Raw genomic sequence first — 23,211 nt, 5'->3', positions numbered from 1 at the left:
TGATGAATCTCAACTTTCAGAGTGCAGCGCTTATGCCAAGCAGCAGGGCCGCATTTGCGCCAAGGATCCGCTCCTGCTCGGCGTCGCTCAACCTTGCGTGAAAATCGATCGGGTCGGGCTCCGCCATATCGAATGGGTAGTCGCTGCCGAGGCACAGCCGATCTGCCCCATGGCTCCTCACCAGGTTTTCGAGTTGCTCGGGATCGAACACCAATGTGTCCAGCCACAGGCGCCGCAGATAGCTCGACGGTTCGTGGCGGCAATGCTCGCTGCAGTCGGCGCGGGCGCGCCAGCCATGATCCATGCGGCCCCAATAGCCGGGCAGGAACCCACCGCCATGGGCCACGCAGATCCGCAACCCTGGGTGACGGTCGAGCACGCCACCGAAGATCAGGTGGCTGACCGCCAGGGTCGATTCCAGCGGGTTGCCGATCAGGTTGTTGAAATAATAGTCCCGCATGCGCCCGGCATCGGTGAAGCCGAGCGGATGCAGGAACAACAGCACGCCCAGTTCCTCGGCCGCCGCGAAAAATGGCCGGAACGATGGGTCGTGCAGGTCCGTCCCGTTAACGTTCGAACTGATTTCGATGCCGCGCAAGTCGAGCTCGCGCACGCAGCGCCGCATCTCGGCGACCGCCATCTCGGGATCCTGCAACGGCACGGTGCCCATGCCGACCAGCCGGTCCGGATGCTGCGCGACCGCTTCGGCGATACCGTCATTGACGATACGCGCAGCCGATCGGCCGGTCTCCGGATCGGTGAAATAGAAATATTGTCCGGGACTGGGCGACATCGCCTGAACGTCGATGCCGAGCCTATCCATATCGCCGAGACGTTCGTCTATGCCATTCAGCCTGCATCCGATCGCCGCGAACTGCGCGCGATTGACTTCCGCCGTCTTGGGGCTGGTGAAATCATTGATGCCCGGCGGCGGACCCGGATAGCGCTGCTGGACAAAGGCGTCGGCCGCGGCGACGCCAAGATGGCAATGGATGTCGATCGCAAGATGGCGACCGCGTTTTCGTACGATAATCGGCTTGCCGGCCGCGGAAGAGGATGTGGTCAATTTGAACGGCTCTTGTGGTTCGACGTCTACGGCGAAAGCAGGGCTGTAGCCGCTGAACCGCGCCTTTGATACTCGTGGCGATGCGGGGCCGCGCCTCCCTCACCTGCCCGCCCGCACGATCATCATCACTCGAACTACTCTTCTCCCGCACGGCGCGCCCGCTCCCATTTGCTGCTCTCCGCCTGCTCGACCCGGCGCATGCAGGCCCACAGCGCGAACACTGCCGCCGGTGCGGCGAAAAGCCCGCAGAGTATCCCGGTCGCAAGATCGTTCGTGATGGCGGACATCTTGCCCACGAAATACGGTCCCAGGCCCGATCCGACCAGCGTGCTCGCGAAGAAATAGGTCGTCGTCGCAGTTCCCCGCATACGCGGCAAAACCAGTTCCTGGATCGTCGCTCCGCCGGCCGCAAGCCAGGCGCTGCCGAAGAAAGCTACAGGCACGTAACAGGGGAAGAACACCCATGGATCGGCCGTATTGCACATGATGACGATGAACGGCGCTGGGACCACCGCGGAAGCCAGCCCGATCCATATCCGTCCGGATGGGCTGAAGCGTAGCGCGACATCGGCAAGCTTGCCGCCGCATATGATGCCCATCACGTTGCACAAGGTCAGGAGGCCGAGGATCGAGCCGACGGTGCCCTTGTCGATCGCGAACGTGCGCAGTGCGAGCGGCGCAACCCAGAAGCCCATGATGATGCTGATCACCGAAACCAGGCCGAACCCGATCATGGCGAGCAGGAAGGCGGGCGTTTTCCACGTCAGGGCGAACGTCGGCGGGTCGCGATGCTTCATCGACTGGGCCGAGGAAAAGGCGGCATAATAGCCGATGCCGAGAATGGTCCACTGCATCGTGTCGCCGGTAAGATAAATGGCGGTCCATGCCACGGCCGCCGTCAGCGCCGCCCCGGCCAGATTGGCGATCAGCGGTCCGGTGCCGATCCGCGCCGCCTGCAACAGGGTAAGCGGCGGCACCACGCTGGCGAGATCGCTGAAGAAGCGCGGCCATATATTGGTTTCTTCGCGTTTCTCGACATTGTCGGAAAGGCCGCGCCGTGGCTCCCGCAACGTGGCGACCAGGATCGCCAGCAGAATCCCGGGCATGCCGACGGCGATGAAGGTTGCTTGCCAGCCGAGCAGTCCCAAAGGAGGATCGACGGGAAAGGCGGTTTCCCACTGCGTCACGATCATGCCGCCAAGCAGGAAGGCGAGCCCGCTGCCCAGGCTGAGGCCACCGATGAAGATGCCCAGCGCGGTGGCGCGCTTCTTTTTCGTGAACCAGTCCGACACCAGCGAGAATCCGGCGGGACTGGCGGTTGCCTCCCCGATGCCCACCCCGATCCGGGCAAACGTCATCTGCATGAGGGATGCCGACATGCCGCAAAGCATGGTCATCGCCGACCAGCAGGCGACGGAGATGGCCAGGAGCCGGGTCCGATGCCAGCGATCGATCAGCCGCCCCATCGGATATCCGAACAGGGCATAGAATACCGAGAAGGCGGTTCCGTGCAGGAATCCGAGTTGCTGGTCCGAGACCGCGAAGCTCTTCTTGATGTCCTCGGCAAGGATGGAGACGATCGTCCGATCCATCGAACTGAGGATATAGACGAGGATCAGGACGAACAGCACATACCAGGCATAAGGACTGTCGGGCTGGTCGGTGGGTCGCGCGGACGACGCGCTTTCGGTGGTCTGGCCGACCGGCACGGAAGCGCTCATCGCCGCGTTGCTCCGCCGCCGCTGCGCCTCACGACACGGCTCCGCGCGGCACCGGCACGCCCGGAATGCCCAATCTGATGCGGTTGAGCGTGGTGAGACCGGTAAAATAGAGCGTGCACCAGTCGTCGTCGCCCCACGCCATGTTGATCGGCAGGACATCGCTCAGGATGGTGCCGATATGCGCCCCGGCCTTGTCGAGCACCCAGATCCCGCCCGGGCCGGTGCAGTAAAGATTGCCTTCGATGTCGGTCTTCATCCCGTCGGGATGGCCCCTTCGCGCATCGTCCTTCATGTCGCAGAAAAGTCGCTCGCTCCCCAGATCTAGCATGCCGTTCGCCTCGACGTCATAAGCCAGGATCATTTTGCGGTGGGCGTTGCTGTCATTCACATAGAGAATCTTCTCGTCGGGCGAGAAGCACAGTCCGTTCGGGTTGATCAGGCGGTCGGTGACGCGATTGATCTCCCGAAGATCGGGCGAGACCCGATAGACGCCCGCGACATCGAGCTCCGGCGTATGCGCGGGTGGCGTGAAGGGCAGCTTGGGTGGAGGATCGGTAAAGTAGATGCTGCCATCGGACTTGACGACGACGTCATTGGGGCGGTTGAGCTTCAGGCCGCGATATCGATCGGCGATCACGGTGACGCTGCCATCGGCTTCCTCGCGATCGACGCAGCGGCTGAAATGATGACAGACGACCAGGCGACCGAGCGGGTCGCGGGTCTGGCCGTTGCCGTTCGCCGTGCCTTCCTTGTCGATCGACACGCCCTCCCCCGGCGCCCAGCGCATTCGGCGATTGCCGTGAATGTCGCTGAACAGGAGATGGCCCTTTTCGCGGATCCAGACGGGCCCCTCGGCGGGCCCGGTCGGCCCGCCAAATCCCGTGCCGAGCTGTTCCGGTTCCCGATCCTCGGGAGCGATCCGGCGCATGCTGTCGTGGAGAACCTCGACCGTCATCGGCTTCCTCCCGCCATCGGCGCCTTCACGACCACAGCGCCTTGGAAGCGAGCGCTGCGCCTTCGGAAAGTGCCTTGAGCTTGGCCCATTGCACTTCCTCGTGGACACGCATCATGTTCCACCCTTGCGAAAAGCCGCAGTCCGTCCCCGCGATGACGCGTTCACGCCCTACGACGCTGGCATAGTTCTGGATCCGCCAGGAAACGAGTTCGGGATGCTCGACCACGTTGGTCTGGTGGCTGACCATGCCCGGGATCAGCACCTTGTCGTCCGGCAGCTTGATGTCCTTCCACACCATCCATTCATGCTCGTGCCGCGGATTGGCGCCTTCGATCGCGTAATATTTCGCGTTGATCTTCAGGATGAGGTCCACGACGTCCTTCAACGGTATGTCGGTGGTGTGGGGCGTGTTCATGCTCCCCCAGCACATGTGATAGCGCACCCGCTCGGGCGGGATGCCGCGCAGCGCGTGGTTATATGCCTCCACCTGCAACTCGGAGGCGCGGCGGAGATCCTCGGTCGTGGGGTTGGGATTGCCCGGCAGCACCTGGTTGCGCGCCGGCAACCCGAGGTCGAGCTGGACCATGTACCCGGCGTCGACGATCGCCTTGTATTCCTCATGCATCGCGTCCGCGAGCGCGTAGAGATAGTCTCGGCCCGACGCGTAGACGTCACCGGAAAAGGCGTCGTCGCGCGATGGTGTTGCCGAGGGCACGAAGGCGTCCGCGAAGTCGTGGCCGTCGAGCGCGACCGCGAAATTGTCGAGGTCGCGCTTCAGTTCGTCCTGCCCTTCATAAGTGATCGGCCGCGTGACCACGCTGACGCCGACCTGCGCCTGCATCGCTGCGTTCGCCTTCTCCCGCGATATCTCCGGCGGCAGCCACATCGTGCGGTACATGTCGTTGTACTGCCGCATGAAGCCCGGGAATTCCTCGGCCAGCTTCGGATAATGGAAACCGCCCGTGGTCGACGGCTGGATATCTATGCCGCCGAGGCGCTTGACCACATAGCTGTGAAAGTCGGACTTCGAGAATTCGCCGTCGCTTGGAATATCGATCCCGACCTCGGCCTGCTTGCGGACCACCTCCTTGACGCTTTGGGCGACGAGAGCGTTGAACGCATCGTCGTCGACCTCCGCACCGGCGACTCGATCGATGATCATTTCGAGCAGCGCCGTCGGACGCACCAGGCTGCCGACATGGGTGGTCAGGATACGACCGGTCAAATCCAGCATTCTCTCTCTCCTAAAGACCGGTCTTTGCCGGGATTATGATCCTGCCCGCCGACGGCGCCGCACGTCTGTTGCCATGCGTCGTCCGCCGCCGCTGACGCGACGCGGGGTTCTTCTGCGGCGCAAAACCACCGTTCGGCACGCTGATACTTAACTGCATTAAATTTAAGTTGGCGCACAAGCCCTTTTTTTGTAGCGAGGGGATGTCACCCGAGCTCCAGGCTCGAGGGCAGCGCCCGCAAAGAGGCGCCTAACGGAGGAGGATGCGAAGGATTCGCGTTTCAGGAGCCAGTGCGACTCGCACGCGGGGCGTCGACGTTCACGTCGCGTCGCAAGTCACTCTGCACGCCGCACCAGTGTCGATCAGCTCCTGCCGCCGGAACTCGAGCCTCTGCCGCCGCGAGTAAAGTCATAACGATAATCGAGATGGAGAGGGCAATGATGAGACATAAGGTGTTCGGCAGCAGCCTGGCGGCGCTGGTCGCGGCGATGTATCCTGCATACGGCTCGGCACAGGCAAATCAGCGGAGCGATACTGACGCCGCACAATCAGGCGCTACGCCCGGTTCCGATGCCGCTCAGAACCCGGCGGCCGATATCATCGTGACGGCCAACAAGCGCGCGCAGAGCCTGCAGGACACGCCCGTCGCGGTCACCGCGGTGTCCCAGGAGCGCCTGAAAAGCCTGAACCTGCAATCCGTCGCCGATCTTGGAGCCGTCACGCCGAGTTTGAATTACATCCAGTCGCCTTCGCCCCAATCCACCCAGTTCACCATCCGCGGCGTTGGCACCTTCGCCTTCAACGACACGCTGGAAGCATCGGTCGGGGTGGTGCTTGACGGCGTTCCCCAGGCGCGCCTGATCGGATCGCTGTCCGATACGGTCGATGTGCAGCAGATCCAGTTGTTGCGTGGTCCCCAGGGGACGATCTTCGGGAAGAACGCGACCGCCGGCGTCATCGACATCGCCTTCACTGAAGCCCAACTCGACGAAACCTCGGTAAGGGGGCGCGGATTCCTCGGCAGCTATGACGAGCGGCGTATCGAGGGCACGGTCAACGTGCCGCTCGTCAGCGATCGCGTTGCCCTCAGGGTCACCGGCTGGAGCTTTCGTCGCGACGGCTATATCGACGCGCCACTCCAGCCGTCCGGCGCGATCGGCGGCTTCAACAATCGCGGCGGGCGGATCAAGGCGGCCATTCGCCTGAGCGACGCATGGCGGATCGATCTGAGCGCTGAAGCGAGCCGCAACACGAATGACGGATCGATCGTCACCACCCGCAGCTATCTGCCGACGGACACGATCCAGCCGAACGATATCAGGAACGGCGTCATCGCCGGCCCGGACAATCGGCGATCGGCCAAGGATTTTCCGGAATCCGGGGTGATCACGCAACAACGCCTCGTCGCTAAGTCCGTCACCGATCTGGGGCCCGTCACGCTGACGGCGGTCGGTGGATATGGTCACACGCACAGCAGCAATCTGTTCGACTTCGACTATACGGATAGCACCACGATCGCTCAGCCCAGTATTTCCCATTACCAGACGACGTTCGATCAATGGACAGGGGAAGTGCGGCTCGCCAATTCTTCGCCAGGTCGCTTCCAGTACACGATCGGTGCGTTTTACTATCACCTGAAAGTCCTGTCGGACCAGCAGGGTCAGAATCTGCGCTTCGTCGCGCCCTTCACCTCATTCGGCCAGATAATTCGCGAGACCACCCGCAACTATGCGGGCTTTGCGGATGCCAGTTACGATATCGGCGCCTTGCGGTTGCTGGCCGGCGGACGGGTTTCCAACGAGCGATCGGTCGGCCGCTATGATCGCGGCGCATCGACCGAGTTCCCGAAACCCGCGATCCTGAATGGGCCGCTGAGCGTCGCCAACACCGTCCGTTACCGTGATTTCTCCTGGCGCTTCGGCGCTCAGCTGCGGCCGGTGGAGGAGATCATGTTCTACGCGACCGCGAGCCGCGCCTATAAGGGGCCGGGGTTCAATTACACCTTCACGCTGACGCCGGCCCAGTTCGCCCTGAACGGCGGCGTAGTCGAGGCCGAGGTCGCACGGAGCTACGAAATCGGCGTGCGATCGCAATTTTTCGAAAAGCAGCTGACGCTCAACCTCACCGGCTTCCACTCGCCCTATTCGAACTTCCAGGTGACGGCGCTGCTGCCGACCGTTCCGGCGACCTATACGACGATCAACGCGAACGAGCTGACCGCCCAGGGCATCGAGCTCGAATTCGCACTCAAGCCCCATGCGATGCCGGGGTTCAGCCTGGACGGCAATATCGTCTACAACGACACCCATTATAGCGATTTCAAGAACGCGCCCTGCTATAGTGGCCAATCCTCGTCAGCGGTGCCGACGTCGCAGCCCAACATATGCGCGCCCATTGCAACCGGCAGTACGGTGTTGCAGCAGAATGTATCCGGAGATCGTACCGTCGGCGCGCCGGCGTGGCAGGCCAATGTGATAACGGCGTACGAGCATTCCATCGGCGATCGCTTCCGCACCTTCGGCCAGGTACGATATAATTACACCGGCCGGACCCAGTTCGCGGTGGGGACCAACCCGGTGACGAGCGAAAAGGCGTATGACCTGGTCGATCTCACGCTCGGCTTCGGGTCGGAGGACCGCCGCTGGACAGTGCGCGGGTACGTGAAGAACCTGTTCGACAAGAGCTTCGTCAGCCGTATCGCCCTCGCCAATCCCGGCGTCGTGCAGACCATTCCCTTTGCGGCAATGCGTACCGGAGGGGTCTCGCTGGACCTGAGCTTCTAGACCGGACGACGTGCCGCCGATCGACCGACAGTCGGCGGCATGTCTCTCCCGGGCGGCGACGTTCTCGCCCGCATGGGTATTTCTAGGACGATGGGTCCTGACGATCGGTTCCGGATAAGGCCGGCGATTCACTCAGGACGACTCCAAAGACCAGGCGCGCCAGCGCGTCGCGATAGGCGATATCGCCATCCCCGCTCCTGCGCATGACCTCACTGGTCGCTGGGTTCGATTCGAAGATCGCCCACCCAAGACTCAGCGATTGGATGGCGGTAAGGTAATTTCTCGCCTGGCTGGCTGTGATATCCCGATCCGCAACCCGCGCCAGCAAGCCAGGCACGAGGATTGTGCGGACTTCATCGCTGACCCCGGCCATCGAGATAAGCTTCGCGGCATCCCTGATCGAGCTTTGTTTGTGGCGCATCGCGCAACCGAATGCCCATAACAGATCGCGACCGACCAGCTCCGGATCTAGAGAATCCAGGACGTCTCTGAATATCTTCTCCGACATATACGTATAGACGTCGGCCTTGCTGCGAAAATACCAATAAAGTGCCGGGGTCTGGACGTTCAGCGATGCGGCGATCCGCGCCAGGCTGAGTGCCGCGATACCGTCCGCCTTGAGAGTCTCGATGGCGGCATCGATGATCACGTCCCGTGCCAGTTCCGGTTCGCCAGCCTTGGGTCTACCCATCAAATACTCCAACACAGCCCGGATCAGGCAGATTCATGGTCGTTTCGGGAATATCCCGGTGAAATCGGCTCACGATGTCGCTCATAAGACCTTGTCGCGGCGCGTTCTCTCGATGTCAGCGCTCGAAATCAACCCCGCCGCGAGCGCGCCGGTGCTTCGATCCCAACCCGGCTCGTCCAGGCTGCATGCTTCAGGATAGGCGGCGATGCGCGCCGCGTCGAGTATCGGGCATTCTCACGCGCCCGGCGCCGTGGCGGCGTTAGATCCGGTTCGCGCGGGCGATCGATCCGAGATGCGTTGCGCTCGGGCGAAGGCGGCGTGCGAAGGTTTCCCGGTCCACCTCGACAAGGCCGAATGGTACGCCGTATCCCGACGTCCATTCGAAATTGTCGAGCAGCGACCAGTAGAGATAGCTGTGCACCGGAATGCCCTCGTCGAGGCACTGCCGGACGCCATCGAGCGCCGCGTCGATGAAGGCGATGCGGCGATTGTCGTCATTCGTGGCGATGCCGCTCTCCGTCACATAGAGCGGCTTGCCGACTGCGCGATGCGCCCAGCGAATGGTGTTGGCGAGCGCCTGGGGATAATATTCGTAGCCGGCAAGCGTCAGCTCGACACCGGCTGGCGGCGGCACCACGCCGGAATCGTCGAAGACGAAGCGTGTATAGGTCTGGATGCCGAAGAAATCCGCATGGCTCCGTGCCACCCCGACCCATTCACCATAGAGCTTGTCGAGATAATGCTCGACCAGCGCCGGGTTCGCCGACTGGATGTCCTGTGTGGTCAGGGTAATGCCGACGGGAAGGCTCGGCCGCACTGCCTTGATCGCGTCATAGGCCCGCCGGTGCGCCTCCTGCATGATCGGCGTGACGATCGCCGGATCGGCATAGGCCAGCCGCGAAAAGCGCGGCGCGTCCGTGGCCCGCGCCGCCGCCGCGATCGCGGATTTCACCTTCTGCACCGCCGAACTATACTGCGGCATCAGATCGACGAGCAGTCGGATATTGGCTTCGTTGAACGTGGTGACCATGTGCATCAGCGGCCCGAGCCGCTCGGCAACCTTGCGGCAATAGCGTTCGAACAGCTGCGGCGCGTCCGCCACCTCGAAACCGCCACGCATCGCGAACCACAGGGGCGTGGTGAAATGGCTGAGGGTGACGATCGGCCTGAGGCCATGCGCCCGGCATGATTCGAGCATGCGTGCATAATGGTCGAGCTCGGCGTTCGAGAAATGCCCCTCGCTCGGCTCGATCCGCGCCCATTCGATGCCGAGCCGATAGCAGTTGAACCCGAGCTTCGCGGCGATCGCGAAATCCTCGGCATAACGATGATAACTGTCGCAGGCGTCGCCCGATCGTTCCTTGAACATGCTTGGCTGCAAATTCTCCATCAGCCACGCGTCGCTGTTCGTGTTGTTGCCTTCGCTCTGATAGGCCGAGATCGCCGTCCCCCACAGGAATCCCGGTGGTGCGGGGCGCCCGCGCCGGGTCGCCTGCGCCGCTGCGGGAAGGCCGGCGGCGCCGAAGGCAGCGGCGGCGATCAGCTCGCGCCGCCCCAGTTTCAGATCGCTCATTGCGCCGTCACGATGGCCCGAGCAGCATCGAGCCGGCGCGCATGCCCCGACTTCCCCACAGTCGTCACACGATCCGCCAACGCCATCGCCGCTCTCCTTCGGCTGTTCGATTGGGCATTTTCTATGCCGTCAGTTGTTCACTGACAAGAGAGGCAATTATCGAGTAGCGCCGCGCTACAGCCGGAACACCCTTTCGGCGTTGGTCTGCATCAGCATCATCTTGTGCTCGTCCGAGATATCGAGCCGATCATAGACCGCCACCTCGTCGGGCGCCTGCTGATAGGGATAGTCCATCGCGTAGAGGACTCGATCCGGGCCGAGCACGTCCATGCAGAATTTGATGGCCGGCTCCCAGCCGACCCCGCTCGTCGTCACCCAGATATTCTTGCGGAAATAATGGGATACCGGGTGCTTCAGCTTCACCGCCGGCTGGCCGCCGCGCAGCCCGGGGACGCCATCGGCATTGTTCTGCATCCAGTCGAACCGATAGAGGTGCAACGGCAGGCATTCACCGAGATGCCCGATCACGAGGCGGAAGTCGGGGTATCGGTCGAACGCGCCCGAGAAGATCAGTCCCATCGTGTGGATCCACACATCATGCGGAAAACCGCCCAACGCACCGAGGAAGCCGCGATCCGTATAGGGCTTGCCGTAATAGGGCGCGGTCGGGTGGATGTAGAGCGCCGCATCGTTCGCCGCGAGCGCGGCGATGATCGGCTCGTAGCGCGGCTCGTCGAGATAATGGCCGCGAAAATGCGAGTTGAGCACGGCGCCGGCGAGCTTCAGCTCCTTCATGCCGCGCTCGATCTCGGCCACCGCGCCATCCACATCCTGCGGCTGGAACGCGAGGCAGCCCGAGAAGCGATCGGGATATCGCGCGCAGGCCGCCGCCAGCCGGTCATTGGCGAGCCGCGCGAGCGCGCTCCCCTCTTCGGGCTCAAGGCATTGCACGCCGGGCGCGGTAAGTAGCAGGAGTTGCCGGGCGATGCCGAACGCATCCATATGGGCAATACGCTGCTCGCCGATATCCTGCAGCAGATGCTGGATCTGGGGCATGTTCGCGAACATGCCGCCCATCCGCAGCCCCGGATCGTCGGGATATTTGCCGCTCGCGATCAGGCGGACATGCGCTTCGGTCAGCTCCGGGATCGTCCAGGCCTCTTCGGTCGCGATCCGCCGGTACGGCGCGTTCCGGTCGATCCTCGCAGCGGGCGGCGCCAGCCCCACACGGGCATGGGTGCCGCGCTCATAGCCATAGCCGCGCAGGCCGAACGGCGTCCCATCGGGCAGCAGATCATCGCTCTCCATCGCCGACGTCCTATTCCCTAGGCTTGATCATGTGGCGGGCGACGGCTGGATGCACCCAGTGGACCGGGAAATCCTGCCGGTACGGCCAGGTCGGGCGGACGACGTCAAGCAATTCGTCCGGGCCCAGCGGGTCTTCGGGAAACAGTATCTGCGCCTGGTGGAGATGCGCATCGGTATGCGCCCAGCCGGTCTCATATTCGGCCTGCCATTGCAGGCGGTAATCGAGCCGCTTGATCTTCCACACGCCGTCTTCGCGGACATAATCATTTTCGTACATGCCCGATTCCATGAACTGCTGGGGCACGCCTTCGGGCTTGTAGGTGCGAATGTCGTGGCTGCCGCCGAGCAGTACGCCGCGGAAGCGGCCTTTGGCCGTCCGGCGATCGTCGGCAACCGTGATCACGTCCTGCATCTGGATGTGATCGAACAGGAAACCGTCATCCGCGCCCTCGCGGCCCTGATTGAACAGGTTCAGGATCCAGTCGATATAAACGCGACGGATGCCCTTATGGCCCTTGTAGAGCCCGGAGAGGAAGACGACCTCGCCGTCCTCGGCGAACAGCTTCACCACATCCTCATAATGGCAATAATCGATATAATAGCCGTAGGAGAATTGCAGCCGCCGGATGTCGGTGATGTCCTCGAGCTTGCCCACCCTGTCGGCAAGCGCCGCGTTGGCGGCGCGGAGTTCCTCGATCTCGGTCATTCGCTTCTCTCCCTTTATCTTTTCGGGACAATAGTAACGATTGTTAGAAATAGGTTCAACCGTGAGGCGGGCGCGGTGGTGATGATTTTTGTCGCGGCGCAGGAGCATCTTGCGTTACGCGGCCGCGCCGACGAAAGGGCGCCATGACCGCCAATCAGCTCCAGGATCTGCTCATCGCCAGGCTGACGCGCCAGATGGGCGGCAGCGCCCGCCGCTGGCGCATCGCTATCGGGCCGATCCATCTGCACGACCTCGCCACGCACGCGCCGTTCAACTGGTCGGTCCGGCCGAGTGGAGAACCAAATGAAGTCGCGGCGATCGAACGACTGCTCGACACCGTCAGGCTCGATCACCCCGTCCTGACCACGGATTGAAGGGCTCGCCCGAGACGATCGCTCGCGCTCGCGGGCCCCTGAGACCAGCCGCAACCGTGACGCCGATGTTCGATGAACGACTGCAATGTCAGTATGCTGGCGCTGGCCCCGCGCTTATCCTATGCCCGCCCATCCCTTCCTGCAGTCGAGACCCGAGATGGCCCTGGTAAAGAAATCGAGTCTTGGCTCGCGCCCGAAGACCCCGGCCGCGCCAACCGTGGTCGAACCAGCGCGGCCCGCACCGAAGCCGCGCCGCGCCGCCAAGGCCAGCACGAGCGTGAGCGACCGGATCGACGCAGCAACCCAGGAACTGGCGAGCGGCCTCGCGGAGTCAGCTTCGGCAGCGGCCGAACTGCAGCGCGCCATCGATCAGATTTCGAGCGGCGCCGAGGAAGCGGCCGGCGCCGCGCAGGAATCGTCCGGACTGATCACCGCGCTCGCCGCAGGATTCAGCGCGGCCCGGGATCGCGCAGAGGCTTCCCGGCGTCAGGCCGAACTCGTCCAGAGCGCATTCGTCGAGACCAATGCGCAGATCGACGGCTCGGTCGCAGCGATCGAACTGAACGCCAGACGGCAGACCGGTTCGGTAGAGGTGATCGCATCCCTCGAGCTATCGGCGGTGAGCATTGGCGATATCGGCCTTACCGTCGCAGACATTTCCGACCAGACCAGCTTGCTCGCGCTCAACGCCACGATCGAAGCTGCACGCGCCGGCGAAGGAGGCCGGGGGTTTGCCGTCGTCGCTGACGAAGTGCGCGCGCTTGCCGAGGCATCCGAAGGCAGCGCCATCGAAATCCAGACGCTGGCCGCCAGTGTGTCGAGCGAAGTCACCGTGATCGCCGCGCGCATCCGCGTGGCCGCCGAGCAGGCAGTGGCCGATGCGCAGGCCGGCCGGCAGGTGGTGGTGCGCCTCGACGAGGCCCGGGCAGAACTGGTCAAGGTTGCGGACAGCGCACAGGCTATCCTGCTGTCCTCGATCGAAGCGGATAGCGCCATTCGCGAAGCGCAGCGTGGCGCGGAACAGGTCGCCAGCGCGGCCGAGGAACAATCGGCAGCGGCGGCGGAAGCGCAACAGGCCGTCCAGCAGCAAAGCACGTCGCTGGACCAGAGCCAGCAGACCGCCGAGGCCCTGTCGGAGCAGACCGCCAGAATCGACACGGACAGGAACGGCGAAGCGGCCGAACAGGTCGCCGCCGCCGCCGAGGAATTGTCGTCCGCCGTCCAGGAACTCTCCGGCGCGGCCGGCCAGATCCTCGTCGCCGTCGAGCAGATCGGGCGGGGCGCGCAGATCCAGGCTGCCGCGACGCAGGAAGCCAACAGCGCGATGACTCAGATCGAGCGTTCGGCAACCTCGGCACGCGATGAGTCCCAGGCCGCGCTCGACCGGATCAGCGCGGTCACTGCTTCGGTGACAGAGGGTCGCGACATCATCGGCAGGCTCGCGGGCGGCGTCGAAGGGGCGCTGTCGGAGACGCGCGACGTGCTGGGCCTGATTGCGACGCTCGCTGACAGTGCGCGCCGCATCGAGAAGATCACCAATGTCCTCGCGCTGGTCGCCGTCCAGACAAGCATGCTTGCCGTCAGCGGCTCGGTCGAGGCGACCCGCGCGGGTGAGGCCGGCCAGGGATTCGCGACTGTTTCGGCGGACATCCGCAAGCTCGCACACGATTCGGCGGCCAATGCAGAGCGGGCGCAGGATGTCACCCGCACCGTACAGGACGGCATCGCCCGGGTGCGCCGCGATCTCGACCAGATCGTTGGTGCAGCCGAAGCGGAGATTGCGCGCAACCGCGCCGTGGTCGAACGGTTCGGCCAGATCGTGCAGGACCTCGAAAGCGCACGCGACGCCAGCGAAGCGATCCTGAAGGGCGCCGACGATATCTTCCGCTCCGCGCGAGAGGTCCAGAGCGGCACCGAGCAGGTTGCCGCAGCGGCCGAACAGGCGTCTGCTGCGGCACTACAGGCAGGCAGCGCGGCACGCCAGCAGGCCCAGGCGGCCGAGGAACTCGCCGCCGCGATCGAGGACATCGCTGCCCTGGCCGGCACGCTCACCGCCGCAACGGCCTGAGGACCATGGCCACGCAGCCTCTCCCAGCCACGGGGCAGCTGGTGACGTTCAGCGTTGCCGGCGACCGTTACGCGATCGAGGCGACGCTCGTCCGCGAAGTCATCAGGCCACCGCGCCTCACCCGCGTCCCCCACGCACCGGCCGGATTGCTCGGTCTCGGCAACCTGCGCGGTGCGGTGCTCCCAGTAGTCTCGCTCGGCGCGCTTCTCGGCAAATCCGGAACCGGGACGGGCCGCGTCATCGTCCTTGAACAGGCTGATCCCGTCGGAGTCATGGTCGATGAAGTATCGGCGGTCATGCACGGCGAGGAGGCTGGTCTTCGGGCGCTGGATGCGCGTGCGATCGATCTCGCGGAAATCGTCGCGGCCTCCTTCGGCGCGGCCGGCACCATACCGAAGCGGATGCGCCTCGGGGCCGTCAGCGCCACTGCGCGCCCTGCCGCCGCCGTCGATGAAATCGGCCTGCTTGCCTTTGCGGTCGGCGGACAGGAGTTCGCGCTTCCGCTTGCGCAAATCGACGAGGTAATCGCCCTACCCGACGATATCATGATCTTCCCGGAGGCGGACGAAGTCGTGGTCGGCACGATCAGCCGGCGCGCGCGCCTGTTGCCGTTGCTCTCGCTGCGGCACCTGCTTGGCCTGGCCGCCTCCGGACACCATGAGCGCTCGCGCGTCGTGGTGGCGCGGATCGGCAAGAGCCGGATCGGCTTCGTCGTCGACAGCATCAGGTCTCTGCTTCGTGTCCCGGAAAGTGACATAGATGCCGTCCCTGCAATTCTCACGCGTGGCGCCGGCGAGGCGAAAATCCAGGCCATCGCGCGTCTTGAAGGGGGCAGCCGGCTCGTCTCGGTGCTCGCGGCGGAGCATTTGCTGCGGGGTGATCTCACGCGCCATCTCCAGGCGACTGCCGGACAAGAGGACGACATGACCGCGACGATCGATGGTGCCAGCGAGCAGTTCCTCGTCTTCAGGATCGGGGAACAGGATTTCGGCCTGCCGATCGGCGTCGTGGATGAGGTGACGCCTTATCCCGACAAGCTTGCCCGCCTCCCGCGCGCGCCGAAATTCGTCCAGGGCGTGATGAACCTGCGCGGGGCCGTCATCCCGGTCATCGACCAGGGCCTTCGCTTCCAGGCCAGCGCGACGGCCGGCAAGCGCCGCCGGGTGATCGTGGTGTCGCTTGGCGACATCAAGGCCGGTTTCGCGGTCGATGCCGTGGCCGAAGTCCTCAGCGTCCCGACCGCATCCCTGCGCGCCGCGCCCGAGCTCGGCACGGAGGGCACGCGCGTGTTCGACCGGGTCGCCAACCTGGCAGCTGACGGGCGCATGATCCTGATCGTCGAGCCGCAGGAACTGCTCGATCGGGCCGAGCGGGACATGCTCGGTGCGATGGCCACGGCCCGCGCCTGACCGCCGTGATCAAGCTGCTCGTCGTCGACGATTCTCCCCTCATGCGCCGGTTGCTCACGACCGTCTTCACCGAGGCGGGAGACTTTGAGGTTGCCGTCGCGCGCGACGGTGCGGAGGCGATCGCACAGCTCAATGCCTTTCGCCCCGACGTCATCACGCTCGATGTGACCATGCCCATGATGGACGGGCTGGCCTGTCTCGACCGCATCATGGTCGAGCGCCCGACGCCGGTCGTCATGGTGTCGGCGCTGACCGAGAAGGGCGCCAATGAAACGCTCGAAGCGCTGGCACTGGGTGCCATAGACTTCATCGCGAAACCCGGCGGCGCGATGTCGCTCGCCATCGACGCACTGGCGCCGATCCTCGTGAGCAAGGTCCGCGACGCATCGACGGCCCGCCTGTCACGAGCGAGCCGGCTGGCCGAACGCGTGCGTCTTCGTCACGGCGCGTCGCTCGCGTCAGCGCCGGCTGCGCAATCGCGTCAGCGGCCGGCGCCACCGCGTCCCCGCAAGATCCGCAAAGCGCCGGCAGAACCGGGCGTGGTCCTGGTCGGGACATCGACCGGCGGGCCACCCGCGCTCGAGGCGCTGCTCACGCCCCTTCCGGCTGACTTCCCATGGCCGATTGTCATCGCGCAGCATATGCCGGCCACCTTCACTGGCCCTCTCGCCCGCCGGCTCGACGGCATTTGCGCGCTGCACGTCGTCGAAGTCAGCCGCCCGGTCCTGCTCGAACCGGGCCATGCCTATATCGGGCGCGGGGATGCCGACCTTGTCCTGACTCGGCGCACTGGCGGCCTGTCGGCCATGGCTGCCCCGAGCAGCCCCGAGTTCCACTGGCATCCAAGCGTCGACCGCATGGTCGAAAGCGCCCTCGCCTTGCTCGGGCCCGAACAGCTCGTCGGGGTGTTGATGACCGGAATGGGTTCGGATGGGGCGACGACAATGAAGAAATTGCACGACGCCGGTGGCCGGACGATCGCCGAATCCGAAGAATCGGCCGTCGTCTGGGGGATGCCGGGCTCGCTCGTGCGCCTCGGCGGCGCCGGTCGGATCGCTGCGCTCGACGATATTCCCGACGCCCTGATCGCTGCGCTTCAGCCGCGGTGAGCAATCGCGTTGAAACGGCGGATGGCCCGCTTGTCCTGACCGGTGACCAACTCAACCGGGTGACGGCGCTGATCTATCGCCATACGGGCATGACGTTCGGGGAGAATAAGCGCTATTATATCGAGCGCCGTATCGCCGACCGCATGGCCAAATCGGGCATGCGCGACGTCGCTGCCTATCTCGATTTCGCCGCGCAGGCGGGCGAGATCCAGCATCTCATCAACGCCTTTACCGTCAACGAAACCTATTTCTACCGCGAGGACCACCAGTTGGCGGCCCTCGGCAACACCATCCTGCCCGATATCGTGCGGGATCGGCGGCCGGGCGATCTGGTTCGGATCTGGTCGATGCCCTGCTCGACGGGCGAAGAGGGCTATTCGATCGCGATCTGGCTGCTCGAGAACTGGCCTATGGTGGACGCCTATAATATCGAGATCGTCGGCTCCGACATCGATACGGCTGCGCTGGACGCGGCGCGCGCGGGCCTTTTCAACGCGCGGTCGCTGGCGCGCCTGCCGCCGGCGGTGATCGAGCGCTATTTCGAGCCCGAGCACCGCCACCGCCGCAAGATCATCGACGATCTGCGCGAGTCGGTGAAGTTCACCTTCACGAACCTTGTCGATCCAGCCAGCGTCGCCGCCCAGGGCCGGTTCGACGTCATACTGTGCCGCAATCTGCTGATCTATTTCGACGATGAGTCGCGCCTGGTGGCTGCCGCGAACATGTATGACGCGCTCAATCCTGGCGGGTATCTGTGCCTTGGCCACAGCGAATCCATGGCGCGGATCAGCGACAAGTTCACCCTGGCTCGCCTAAACGACGCAATCGTCTATCGTCGTCCCTGATGGACGAGATGCTGGCCCAGTTCCTGATCGAAGGACGCGAACTCGTCGCGCAGGCCGAGGACGATCTCGCTGCGCTCGCCACCAATCCGAACGACCGTTCCCGGCTCGACGGCGCCTTTCGCGCATTCCACACGCTCAAGGGCTCGGTCGCCCTGTTTGACATGGCCCCCGCCGGCCGCGTCCTCCACGTTGCCGAGGATCTGCTCGACACCGCCCGGGCCGAGGGTCGGCCGCTGGACCCGGCTGCCGGTTCGTCGCTGACGGCCGTACTGGATCAAGTCGATCGCTGGATTGACGCCATGGAAGCGCCCGGCACGATCGGCCCCGATGCTGGCGCTATCGCCGAACGCCTGATCGACCTGCTCCGCGCCGGCGACGGTGGCCTCCCGACACCAGGCGAGGCACCGGCCTGGCTCGGCCCATTGCTTGAGCGGCATGCCGGAACGGTCGATCCCGGCACCGATCTCGTCGCCTTCCGCTACCGGCCGGACGCCGAATGCTTCTTTCGCGGCGACGATCCGCTCGCGATTGTCGCGGGCCTGCCCGATCTCGTCGCCCTCGACATCGTGCCCGTGAGTCCATGGCCGGCGCTCGCCGACATCGAGCCCTATCACTGCGCGGTCACGATCGAAGGATTGAGTTCGGCCGGCGTCGCGGAGGTCCAGGCCGCTTTCCGGTTTGTCCCGGACGAAACGGAGGTGCTGGCGGTGCCCGGCCGGCAGGCCGATGCCATGGTCGAGACGACCGCGGCGTCGCAGCAGTCGCTTCGCATCGACGTCACCCGGATCGACACACTGGCGAGCGGCGTGGGGGAACTGGTCGTGGCCGCCAACGCCTTCACGCATGTCGCGCTCGCCGCGGACAAGGTCGATCCGCAGATCGCCGCCAGCATCAGGGCGGCCCACGCAGATCTGGACCGGGCCGTGGCGGCGCTGCGGCGCGGCGTGATGGCGGTCAGGTCGGTATCGCTGGGGCCAAGCCTGCGCCGCCTGCCGCGGATGGTACGCGAGGTCGGCGCGACGCTCGGCAAATCGGTGGTGTTCGAGATGTCGGGTGAAGCGACTGAAGTGGACAAGGGCATTGCCGATGCCATGTTCGAGCCGCTGCTCCATCTGGTCCGAAACGCAGTCGACCACGGCATCGAGCCCGAGCGTATTCGTCGGGGGGCCGGCAAGCCCCCGGCCGGCACGATCCGGCTGAGGATCAGGCCCGATGGGGACCAGGTGCTCATCGAATTGACGGACGACGGCGCGGGTATCGACGCGGCGCGGCTGCGCGAGAGGGCAGTTTCGAAGGGCCTGCTCGATCGCACTGCGGCGGACGCGCTTGAGGACAGCCAGGCGCTTCGGCTGATTTTCGCCCCCGGCTTTTCGACTGCGTCGGAGATCACGGCCGTGTCGGGTCGCGGCGTCGGCATGGATGCGGTCAGGATCGCCGTGGAACAGCTCGGCGGCCGGATCGAGCTCGCAAGCGTGGTCGGAGACGGCACGACGGTCCGCCTCCGCCTCCCGCTCAACGCGATCATGACCAGGCTGCTCGTCGTCCGGGTCGGAGATGACCGCTATGGTGTCGCGCTCGATCGCATTTCGGAGACGGTCAGCGTCACCGCTGACTCGATCATGGCGATCGGCGCCGGCCGCGCCTGTGTGCTGCGCGATCGTACACTGCCGGTGCTCAGCCTTGCGACCATGCTCGGCGGCGCGGAGAACCCCGCGCGATCGGCGAAGCTGCTGGTGACCGACGCCGCGGGCGAGCCCGTCGGTGTGATGGTCGATAGCTTCGGCGAAAGAATTGACGGGCTGGTCCGGCCACGTGCCGGCCTGCTCGCTGGCGTCCCCGGGATTGCGGGCACCACGATGCTGGGGGACGGCGGCGTCCTGATCGTCCTGGACCTTGCCGAGCTCGTCACATGACGGTGCGGCTTGGCGATGGCGCGATCCTTCTCGAGGGCGCCTGCCTGATCGAGGATGCGGCCCCGTTGCTCGATCTGATGCTGGCGCATCCGGGCCTGCCGGTTGATCTCGATGAATGCGTGCGGGTCCATATGGCCGTAGCACAGATATTGCTGGCTGCCAGGCCGGCCGTCCGCAGGCCCCCGAAGGATGTGTTTATGAAGGACTGGCTGGTGCCGTTGCTGGCCACCTGAACGAATTAAGACAATGCTATCCGTCCCCTATGCGACTCCCTATGACGAGCGCACCTCAAAGACATGATCGACCATCGGAGTCGCCAATGCCCATTACCGTTCTGATCGTCGATGACAGCAAGCTTGCCAGGATCGTGGCAGGCAAGGCCTTGACCGAACTTCAGCCGGATTGGCACCGTGTCGAGGCGTCCAGCGCCGCCCAGGCGCTCGAAATCGTCGCGGCGCAGCCAGTCGATGTGGCGCTGATCGATTTCAACATGACGGAGAAGGACGGGCTTGAGCTCGCGACCGAGCTGCGGGTGCTCCGGCCCGAGATGCCGCTCGCGATCATCACCGCGAACATCCAGGACGAGATCATCGCGCGCGCCCGCCAGATCGGCGCCGCGTTCGTCGCCAAGCCCGTAACCACCGATGGCCTGCAGGGCTTCGTCTCCGGCGCAGCCTTGCGCGTGAAGTCGCAACCGGCATGACCATCGAGGCGGTCAACCTGACCGAACTCGAGGGCGATGCTCTCACCGAGATCGTCAATATCGGCGTCAGTCGCGCTGCCTCGAGCCTGAGGAAGATGATCGGCGATCATGTCTCGCTGTCCGTCCCGGCAATCGAGGTGGTCAGTCAGCGCCGCGCGGCGCGCCTAATCAGCGAACGCGAGATCCCGCCTCTGGTCGCTGTCCGCCAGGGCTTCTCCGGGCCATTTTCCGGACGGGCCCTGCTGATCTTTCCTGAAGAGAACAGCCTAGAGCTTGTTCGCGCCGTCACCCGTGATGAACTGTCGGTCCAGGAAGTGCTCGACATCGAGGATGAGGCCCTCGCCGAAACCGGCAACATCATCCTCAACAGCTGCCTCGCGACCATGGCGAACATGCTGCAGCGGTCGCTGACCATGACCATTCCGGAAGTCGTACGCGGCGACGGGGCGTCCCTGTTCGAAGTCTGGGAAGGCGGCGAAGCCGAAGGCCTCGTTCTTTTCCTCTATATCGATTTCGCCGTCAGGAAACGCGACATTCGCGGCTATATCGCCATGCTGATGGATCTTCCGTCACTTGAAGCGCTCAAGATCCTGCTCGATGAATTCATCACGCGGGTGGTCGGGGACCATGGCTGAGGGGTTCGATCCGAACTCTGACGACCGGCTCCGTGCGGCCCTGGCAGCTGCCGGTGCGAGCGGCACCTGGGACTGGGATGTCGGTCGCGGCAGGCTGTTCATCGACGAGCGCTTTGCCGAACTTTATGGCCTGGACCGCGAGGCGGCGGCCGAAGGATTTCCGACCGCGACTTTCTTCTCGGCAATGCATCCCGACGATCGCCCCCGCATGCAGATCGCGGTTGCCGGCATTCTCGGCGGGGCCGAACTCTTCTCCAAGGAATTCCGGGTCATCGCCCCTGACGGTGCGGTGCTGTGGATGCATGGCCGCGGCCGGAGTCATCTCGACGCGGACGAACGGCCGGCACGGTTCACCGGCCTGCTGGTCGACGTCACGGAGCGCAAGCGCACCGAGGAGCGCCTGCGCGTCGTGCAGAGCGCCGGCGGCGTCGGTACCTTCGAATATATCGACGGTTTCGCCACGGCCTCCGTCTCGACCGAGTTCTGCAAGCTGCTGGGTCTGCACCCGGCGAGCGTCCTCCCCGTCCGGACGATCAACAGCGTCGTCTGCGCCGGCGGCGCGCCGATTATTCCGGAGGGAGACCATGAAGGCGTCTCCGCTATCCAGCCTCTCGCCGGGGAGTTCCGCATCGCGCGCAACGATGACGGTACCGAACGCTGGATCGCGCGCCGGGGCGAGATCGTGCGCGACAGCGAGAGCAGCGGCTACCGCTTCGTCGGCGTCATCTACGACGTGACCGAGGCGCGGCAGGTGGAAGACCGGCTGCGCCTGCTCAACGAGACGCTCGAGACGCGCGTCCAGGAAGAGATTACGGAGCGCCTCCAGGCAGAGGACGCCCTGCGCCAGGCCCAGAAGATGGAAGCCGTCGGTCAGCTCACCGGCGGCATCGCGCATGACTTCAACAATCTGCTGACGATCATCATCGGCAATATCGACACGGTTTCGCGACGCCTCGATTCAAGCGCCGATCCCCGCGCGAAGCGGTCGCTCGACAATGCATTGAAGGGCGCGGAGCGCGCGGCAGCGCTCACTGCCCGCTTGCTCGCTTTTTCGCGCCGCCAGCCGCTCGATCCGAAACCGACCGACGTCGCGCGGCTGCTGGCCGGCATGTCCGATCTGCTGACCCGGTCGATAACGGAAGCGATCGCGATCCAGATCGTCGCACCGGGCGATCTCTGGCGCATCGAGGTCGATCCGCACCAGCTCGAGAACGCGATCGTCAATCTGGCGGTCAATGCGCGCGACGCGATGCCGGCCGGCGGCGCGCTGACGATCGACGCCAGCAACATTCGCGTCGGTGCCGAAGACCAGGACGTGCCTGCCGGAATCAGTGCCGGCCATTATGTCGTGATCGCGATTACCGACACCGGTTGCGGTATGACTGCGGAAACGCTCGCCCAGGTGTTCGATCCGTTCTTCACCACCAAGGAGGTCGGCAAGGGAACCGGCCTTGGCCTGTCGATGGTGTACGGCTTCACCAAGCAGTCGGGCGGTCATGTCCATGTCGATTCCGCCCCGGAAAAGGGCACCAGGGTCTGCCTCTATCTGCCACGCTCGGCGGGCGAAGCCGCAGACGATCCGGTCGCGACCGACGGGGCACTGGTGCGCGGCTCCCATACGGAAACGATCCTGGTGGTCGAGGACGATGACGATGTCCGCGCCTATACCGTCGAGATCCTGCGCGAGGTCGGCTACCGCGTCATCGAGGCATCGAACGGCAATGTGGCGCTGCAATTGCTCGAGCAGCAGAAACGGTCGATCCATCTGCTCATGACTGATGTCGTCATGCCGACAATGTCGGGCCGCGAACTGGCGAGCGCGGCGCGCGCCAGCCTGCCCGACCTGAAAGTGCTCTTCACATCTGGCTATCCGCGCGACGCCATCATGCGCGACGGCCGCCTTGAGCCTGGTGTCGACTTGCTGGCAAAACCTTTCACCTATCTGTCGCTGGCGGCAAAGGTGCGTGAATTGCTGGAGCGTGAAGCGGTCCCCGTCGCTTAGAGATGACATCGCGTGGAATCGGCTTCCCTCTCCGTTCGTTTCGAGCGAAGTCGAGAAACCGCCAAGCAGCCCTCCACCAATGTTTCTCGACTTCGCTCGAAACGAACGGGTCTAGCTA

Annotated in this window: 19 protein-coding genes; 11 read left to right on the top strand and 8 right to left on the bottom strand. The window is 64.6% G+C overall.

Features of this window, described 5'->3' with window-relative positions:
• Nucleotides 1-16: 16 nt before the first annotated feature.
• From U1769_RS15270 to U1769_RS15255, 4 genes are all read right to left on the bottom strand, one after another.
• Entirely contained in the window at nucleotides 17-1,066 is a 1,050-nt protein-coding gene (locus tag U1769_RS15270) for an amidohydrolase family protein (RefSeq protein WP_332717675.1), read from the bottom strand.
• A gap of 134 nt (nucleotides 1,067-1,200) precedes the next feature.
• Nucleotides 1,201-2,787 carry a spinster family MFS transporter gene (locus U1769_RS15265; protein WP_332717673.1) on the bottom strand — a complete coding sequence of 529 codons (1,587 nt, stop codon included), beginning with the start codon at nucleotides 2,785-2,787 and terminating at the stop codon, nucleotides 1,201-1,203.
• Nucleotides 2,788-2,815: 28 nt separating this feature from the next.
• Nucleotides 2,816-3,742, bottom strand: a complete 927-nt coding sequence (locus U1769_RS15260) for an SMP-30/gluconolactonase/LRE family protein (RefSeq protein ID WP_332717671.1) — start codon at nucleotides 3,740-3,742, stop codon at nucleotides 2,816-2,818.
• Nucleotides 3,743-3,767: 25 nt separating this feature from the next.
• The gene (locus U1769_RS15255) at nucleotides 3,768-4,976 is read right to left on the bottom strand and encodes a cobalamin-independent methionine synthase II family protein (protein WP_332717669.1); all 1,209 of its coding nucleotides are present in this window, start codon (nucleotides 4,974-4,976) and stop codon (nucleotides 3,768-3,770) included.
• A gap of 435 nt (nucleotides 4,977-5,411) precedes the next feature.
• Here U1769_RS15255 and U1769_RS15250 point away from each other — a divergent pair, with 435 nt between their 5' ends.
• Nucleotides 5,412-7,757, top strand: coding sequence for a TonB-dependent receptor (locus U1769_RS15250; protein ID WP_332717667.1), 2,346 nt, complete (start codon nucleotides 5,412-5,414; stop codon nucleotides 7,755-7,757).
• 82 nt (nucleotides 7,758-7,839) lie between these two features.
• Here the strand turns inward: U1769_RS15250 and U1769_RS15245 are convergent, their stop codons facing one another.
• The 4 genes from U1769_RS15245 to U1769_RS15230 form a co-directional block, all read right to left on the bottom strand.
• A complete protein-coding gene (locus U1769_RS15245; RefSeq protein WP_332717665.1) occupies nucleotides 7,840-8,448 on the bottom strand; it encodes a TetR/AcrR family transcriptional regulator in 609 nt (202 codons plus the stop codon).
• Nucleotides 8,449-8,707: 259 nt separating this feature from the next.
• Nucleotides 8,708-10,021: a glycoside hydrolase family 1 protein gene (locus U1769_RS15240; RefSeq protein ID WP_332717663.1), complete on the bottom strand. Its 1,314-nt coding sequence runs from the start codon at nucleotides 10,019-10,021 to the stop codon at nucleotides 8,708-8,710.
• A gap of 174 nt (nucleotides 10,022-10,195) precedes the next feature.
• The gene (locus U1769_RS15235; RefSeq protein ID WP_332717661.1) at nucleotides 10,196-11,329 is read right to left on the bottom strand and encodes an amidohydrolase family protein; all 1,134 of its coding nucleotides are present in this window, start codon (nucleotides 11,327-11,329) and stop codon (nucleotides 10,196-10,198) included.
• 10 nt (nucleotides 11,330-11,339) lie between these two features.
• Nucleotides 11,340-12,035, bottom strand: coding sequence for a nuclear transport factor 2 family protein (locus U1769_RS15230; protein WP_332717659.1), 696 nt, complete (start codon nucleotides 12,033-12,035; stop codon nucleotides 11,340-11,342).
• A gap of 143 nt (nucleotides 12,036-12,178) precedes the next feature.
• Here U1769_RS15230 and U1769_RS15225 point away from each other — a divergent pair, with 143 nt between their 5' ends.
• From U1769_RS15225 to U1769_RS15180, 10 genes are all read left to right on the top strand, one after another.
• Nucleotides 12,179-12,409 carry a hypothetical protein gene (locus U1769_RS15225; protein WP_332717657.1) on the top strand — a complete coding sequence of 77 codons (231 nt, stop codon included), beginning with the start codon at nucleotides 12,179-12,181 and terminating at the stop codon, nucleotides 12,407-12,409.
• Nucleotides 12,410-12,566: 157 nt separating this feature from the next.
• A complete protein-coding gene (locus U1769_RS15220; RefSeq protein ID WP_332717655.1) occupies nucleotides 12,567-14,477 on the top strand; it encodes a methyl-accepting chemotaxis protein in 1,911 nt (636 codons plus the stop codon).
• Between the two features lie 5 nt (nucleotides 14,478-14,482).
• Nucleotides 14,483-15,886, top strand: coding sequence for a chemotaxis protein CheW (locus U1769_RS15215; protein WP_332717653.1), 1,404 nt, complete (start codon nucleotides 14,483-14,485; stop codon nucleotides 15,884-15,886).
• 5 nt (nucleotides 15,887-15,891) lie between these two features.
• On the top strand, nucleotides 15,892-16,995 hold the full coding sequence (gene cheB / locus U1769_RS15210) for a chemotaxis-specific protein-glutamate methyltransferase CheB (protein ID WP_332717651.1): 1,104 nt from the start codon (nucleotides 15,892-15,894) through the stop codon (nucleotides 16,993-16,995).
• On the top strand, nucleotides 16,992-17,840 hold the full coding sequence (locus U1769_RS15205; protein WP_332717649.1) for a CheR family methyltransferase: 849 nt from the start codon (nucleotides 16,992-16,994) through the stop codon (nucleotides 17,838-17,840). Before cheB ends, U1769_RS15205 begins: the two co-directional genes overlap by 4 nt.
• On the top strand, nucleotides 17,840-19,753 hold the full coding sequence (locus U1769_RS15200) for a chemotaxis protein CheA (RefSeq protein ID WP_332717647.1): 1,914 nt from the start codon (nucleotides 17,840-17,842) through the stop codon (nucleotides 19,751-19,753). The genes U1769_RS15205 and U1769_RS15200 overlap by 1 nt, the downstream gene beginning before the upstream one ends.
• Nucleotides 19,750-19,986, top strand: coding sequence for a hypothetical protein (locus U1769_RS15195; RefSeq protein ID WP_332717645.1), 237 nt, complete (start codon nucleotides 19,750-19,752; stop codon nucleotides 19,984-19,986). The genes U1769_RS15200 and U1769_RS15195 overlap by 4 nt, the downstream gene beginning before the upstream one ends.
• Before the next feature lie 86 nt (nucleotides 19,987-20,072).
• Nucleotides 20,073-20,456, top strand: coding sequence for a response regulator transcription factor (locus tag U1769_RS15190; protein WP_332717643.1), 384 nt, complete (start codon nucleotides 20,073-20,075; stop codon nucleotides 20,454-20,456).
• Nucleotides 20,453-21,091 carry a chemotaxis protein CheX gene (locus tag U1769_RS15185; RefSeq protein WP_332717641.1) on the top strand — a complete coding sequence of 213 codons (639 nt, stop codon included), beginning with the start codon at nucleotides 20,453-20,455 and terminating at the stop codon, nucleotides 21,089-21,091. Before U1769_RS15190 ends, U1769_RS15185 begins: the two co-directional genes overlap by 4 nt.
• The gene (locus U1769_RS15180; protein WP_332717639.1) at nucleotides 21,084-23,093 is read left to right on the top strand and encodes a hybrid sensor histidine kinase/response regulator; all 2,010 of its coding nucleotides are present in this window, start codon (nucleotides 21,084-21,086) and stop codon (nucleotides 23,091-23,093) included. The genes U1769_RS15185 and U1769_RS15180 overlap by 8 nt, the downstream gene beginning before the upstream one ends.
• The last annotated feature ends 118 nt before the right edge of the window (nucleotides 23,094-23,211 follow it).

Source organism: Parasphingomonas zepuensis, from assembly GCF_036663735.1.
In the GTDB taxonomy this organism is placed as follows: Bacteria; Pseudomonadota; Alphaproteobacteria; order Sphingomonadales; family Sphingomonadaceae; genus Sphingomonas.
Note: the sequence above shows the minus strand (reverse complement) of the source record. Positions and strands in the feature narration are given on the sequence as shown.

Excerpts from the sequence above, each read along its gene's own strand:
- U1769_RS15265 (WP_332717673.1), bottom strand. The coding sequence starts at position 2,787 with ATGAGCGCTTCCGTGCCGGTCGGCCAGACCACCGAAAGCGCGTCGTCC.
- U1769_RS15260 (WP_332717671.1), bottom strand. The coding sequence starts at position 3,742 with ATGACGGTCGAGGTTCTCCACGACAGCATGCGCCGGATCGCTCCCGAG.
- U1769_RS15255 (WP_332717669.1), bottom strand. The coding sequence starts at position 4,976 with ATGCTGGATTTGACCGGTCGTATCCTGACCACCCATGTCGGCAGCCTG.
- U1769_RS15250 (WP_332717667.1), top strand. The coding sequence starts at position 5,412 with ATGATGAGACATAAGGTGTTCGGCAGCAGCCTGGCGGCGCTGGTCGCG.
- U1769_RS15245 (WP_332717665.1), bottom strand. The coding sequence starts at position 8,448 with ATGGGTAGACCCAAGGCTGGCGAACCGGAACTGGCACGGGACGTGATC.
- U1769_RS15240 (WP_332717663.1), bottom strand. The coding sequence starts at position 10,021 with ATGAGCGATCTGAAACTGGGGCGGCGCGAGCTGATCGCCGCCGCTGCC.
- U1769_RS15235 (WP_332717661.1), bottom strand. The coding sequence starts at position 11,329 with ATGGAGAGCGATGATCTGCTGCCCGATGGGACGCCGTTCGGCCTGCGC.
- U1769_RS15230 (WP_332717659.1), bottom strand. The coding sequence starts at position 12,035 with ATGACCGAGATCGAGGAACTCCGCGCCGCCAACGCGGCGCTTGCCGAC.
- U1769_RS15225 (WP_332717657.1), top strand. The coding sequence starts at position 12,179 with ATGACCGCCAATCAGCTCCAGGATCTGCTCATCGCCAGGCTGACGCGC.
- U1769_RS15220 (WP_332717655.1), top strand. The coding sequence starts at position 12,567 with ATGGCCCTGGTAAAGAAATCGAGTCTTGGCTCGCGCCCGAAGACCCCG.
- U1769_RS15215 (WP_332717653.1), top strand. The coding sequence starts at position 14,483 with ATGGCCACGCAGCCTCTCCCAGCCACGGGGCAGCTGGTGACGTTCAGC.
- U1769_RS15200 (WP_332717647.1), top strand. The coding sequence starts at position 17,840 with ATGGACGAGATGCTGGCCCAGTTCCTGATCGAAGGACGCGAACTCGTC.
- U1769_RS15195 (WP_332717645.1), top strand. The coding sequence starts at position 19,750 with ATGACGGTGCGGCTTGGCGATGGCGCGATCCTTCTCGAGGGCGCCTGC.
- U1769_RS15190 (WP_332717643.1), top strand. The coding sequence starts at position 20,073 with ATGCCCATTACCGTTCTGATCGTCGATGACAGCAAGCTTGCCAGGATC.
- U1769_RS15185 (WP_332717641.1), top strand. The coding sequence starts at position 20,453 with ATGACCATCGAGGCGGTCAACCTGACCGAACTCGAGGGCGATGCTCTC.
- U1769_RS15180 (WP_332717639.1), top strand. The coding sequence starts at position 21,084 with ATGGCTGAGGGGTTCGATCCGAACTCTGACGACCGGCTCCGTGCGGCC.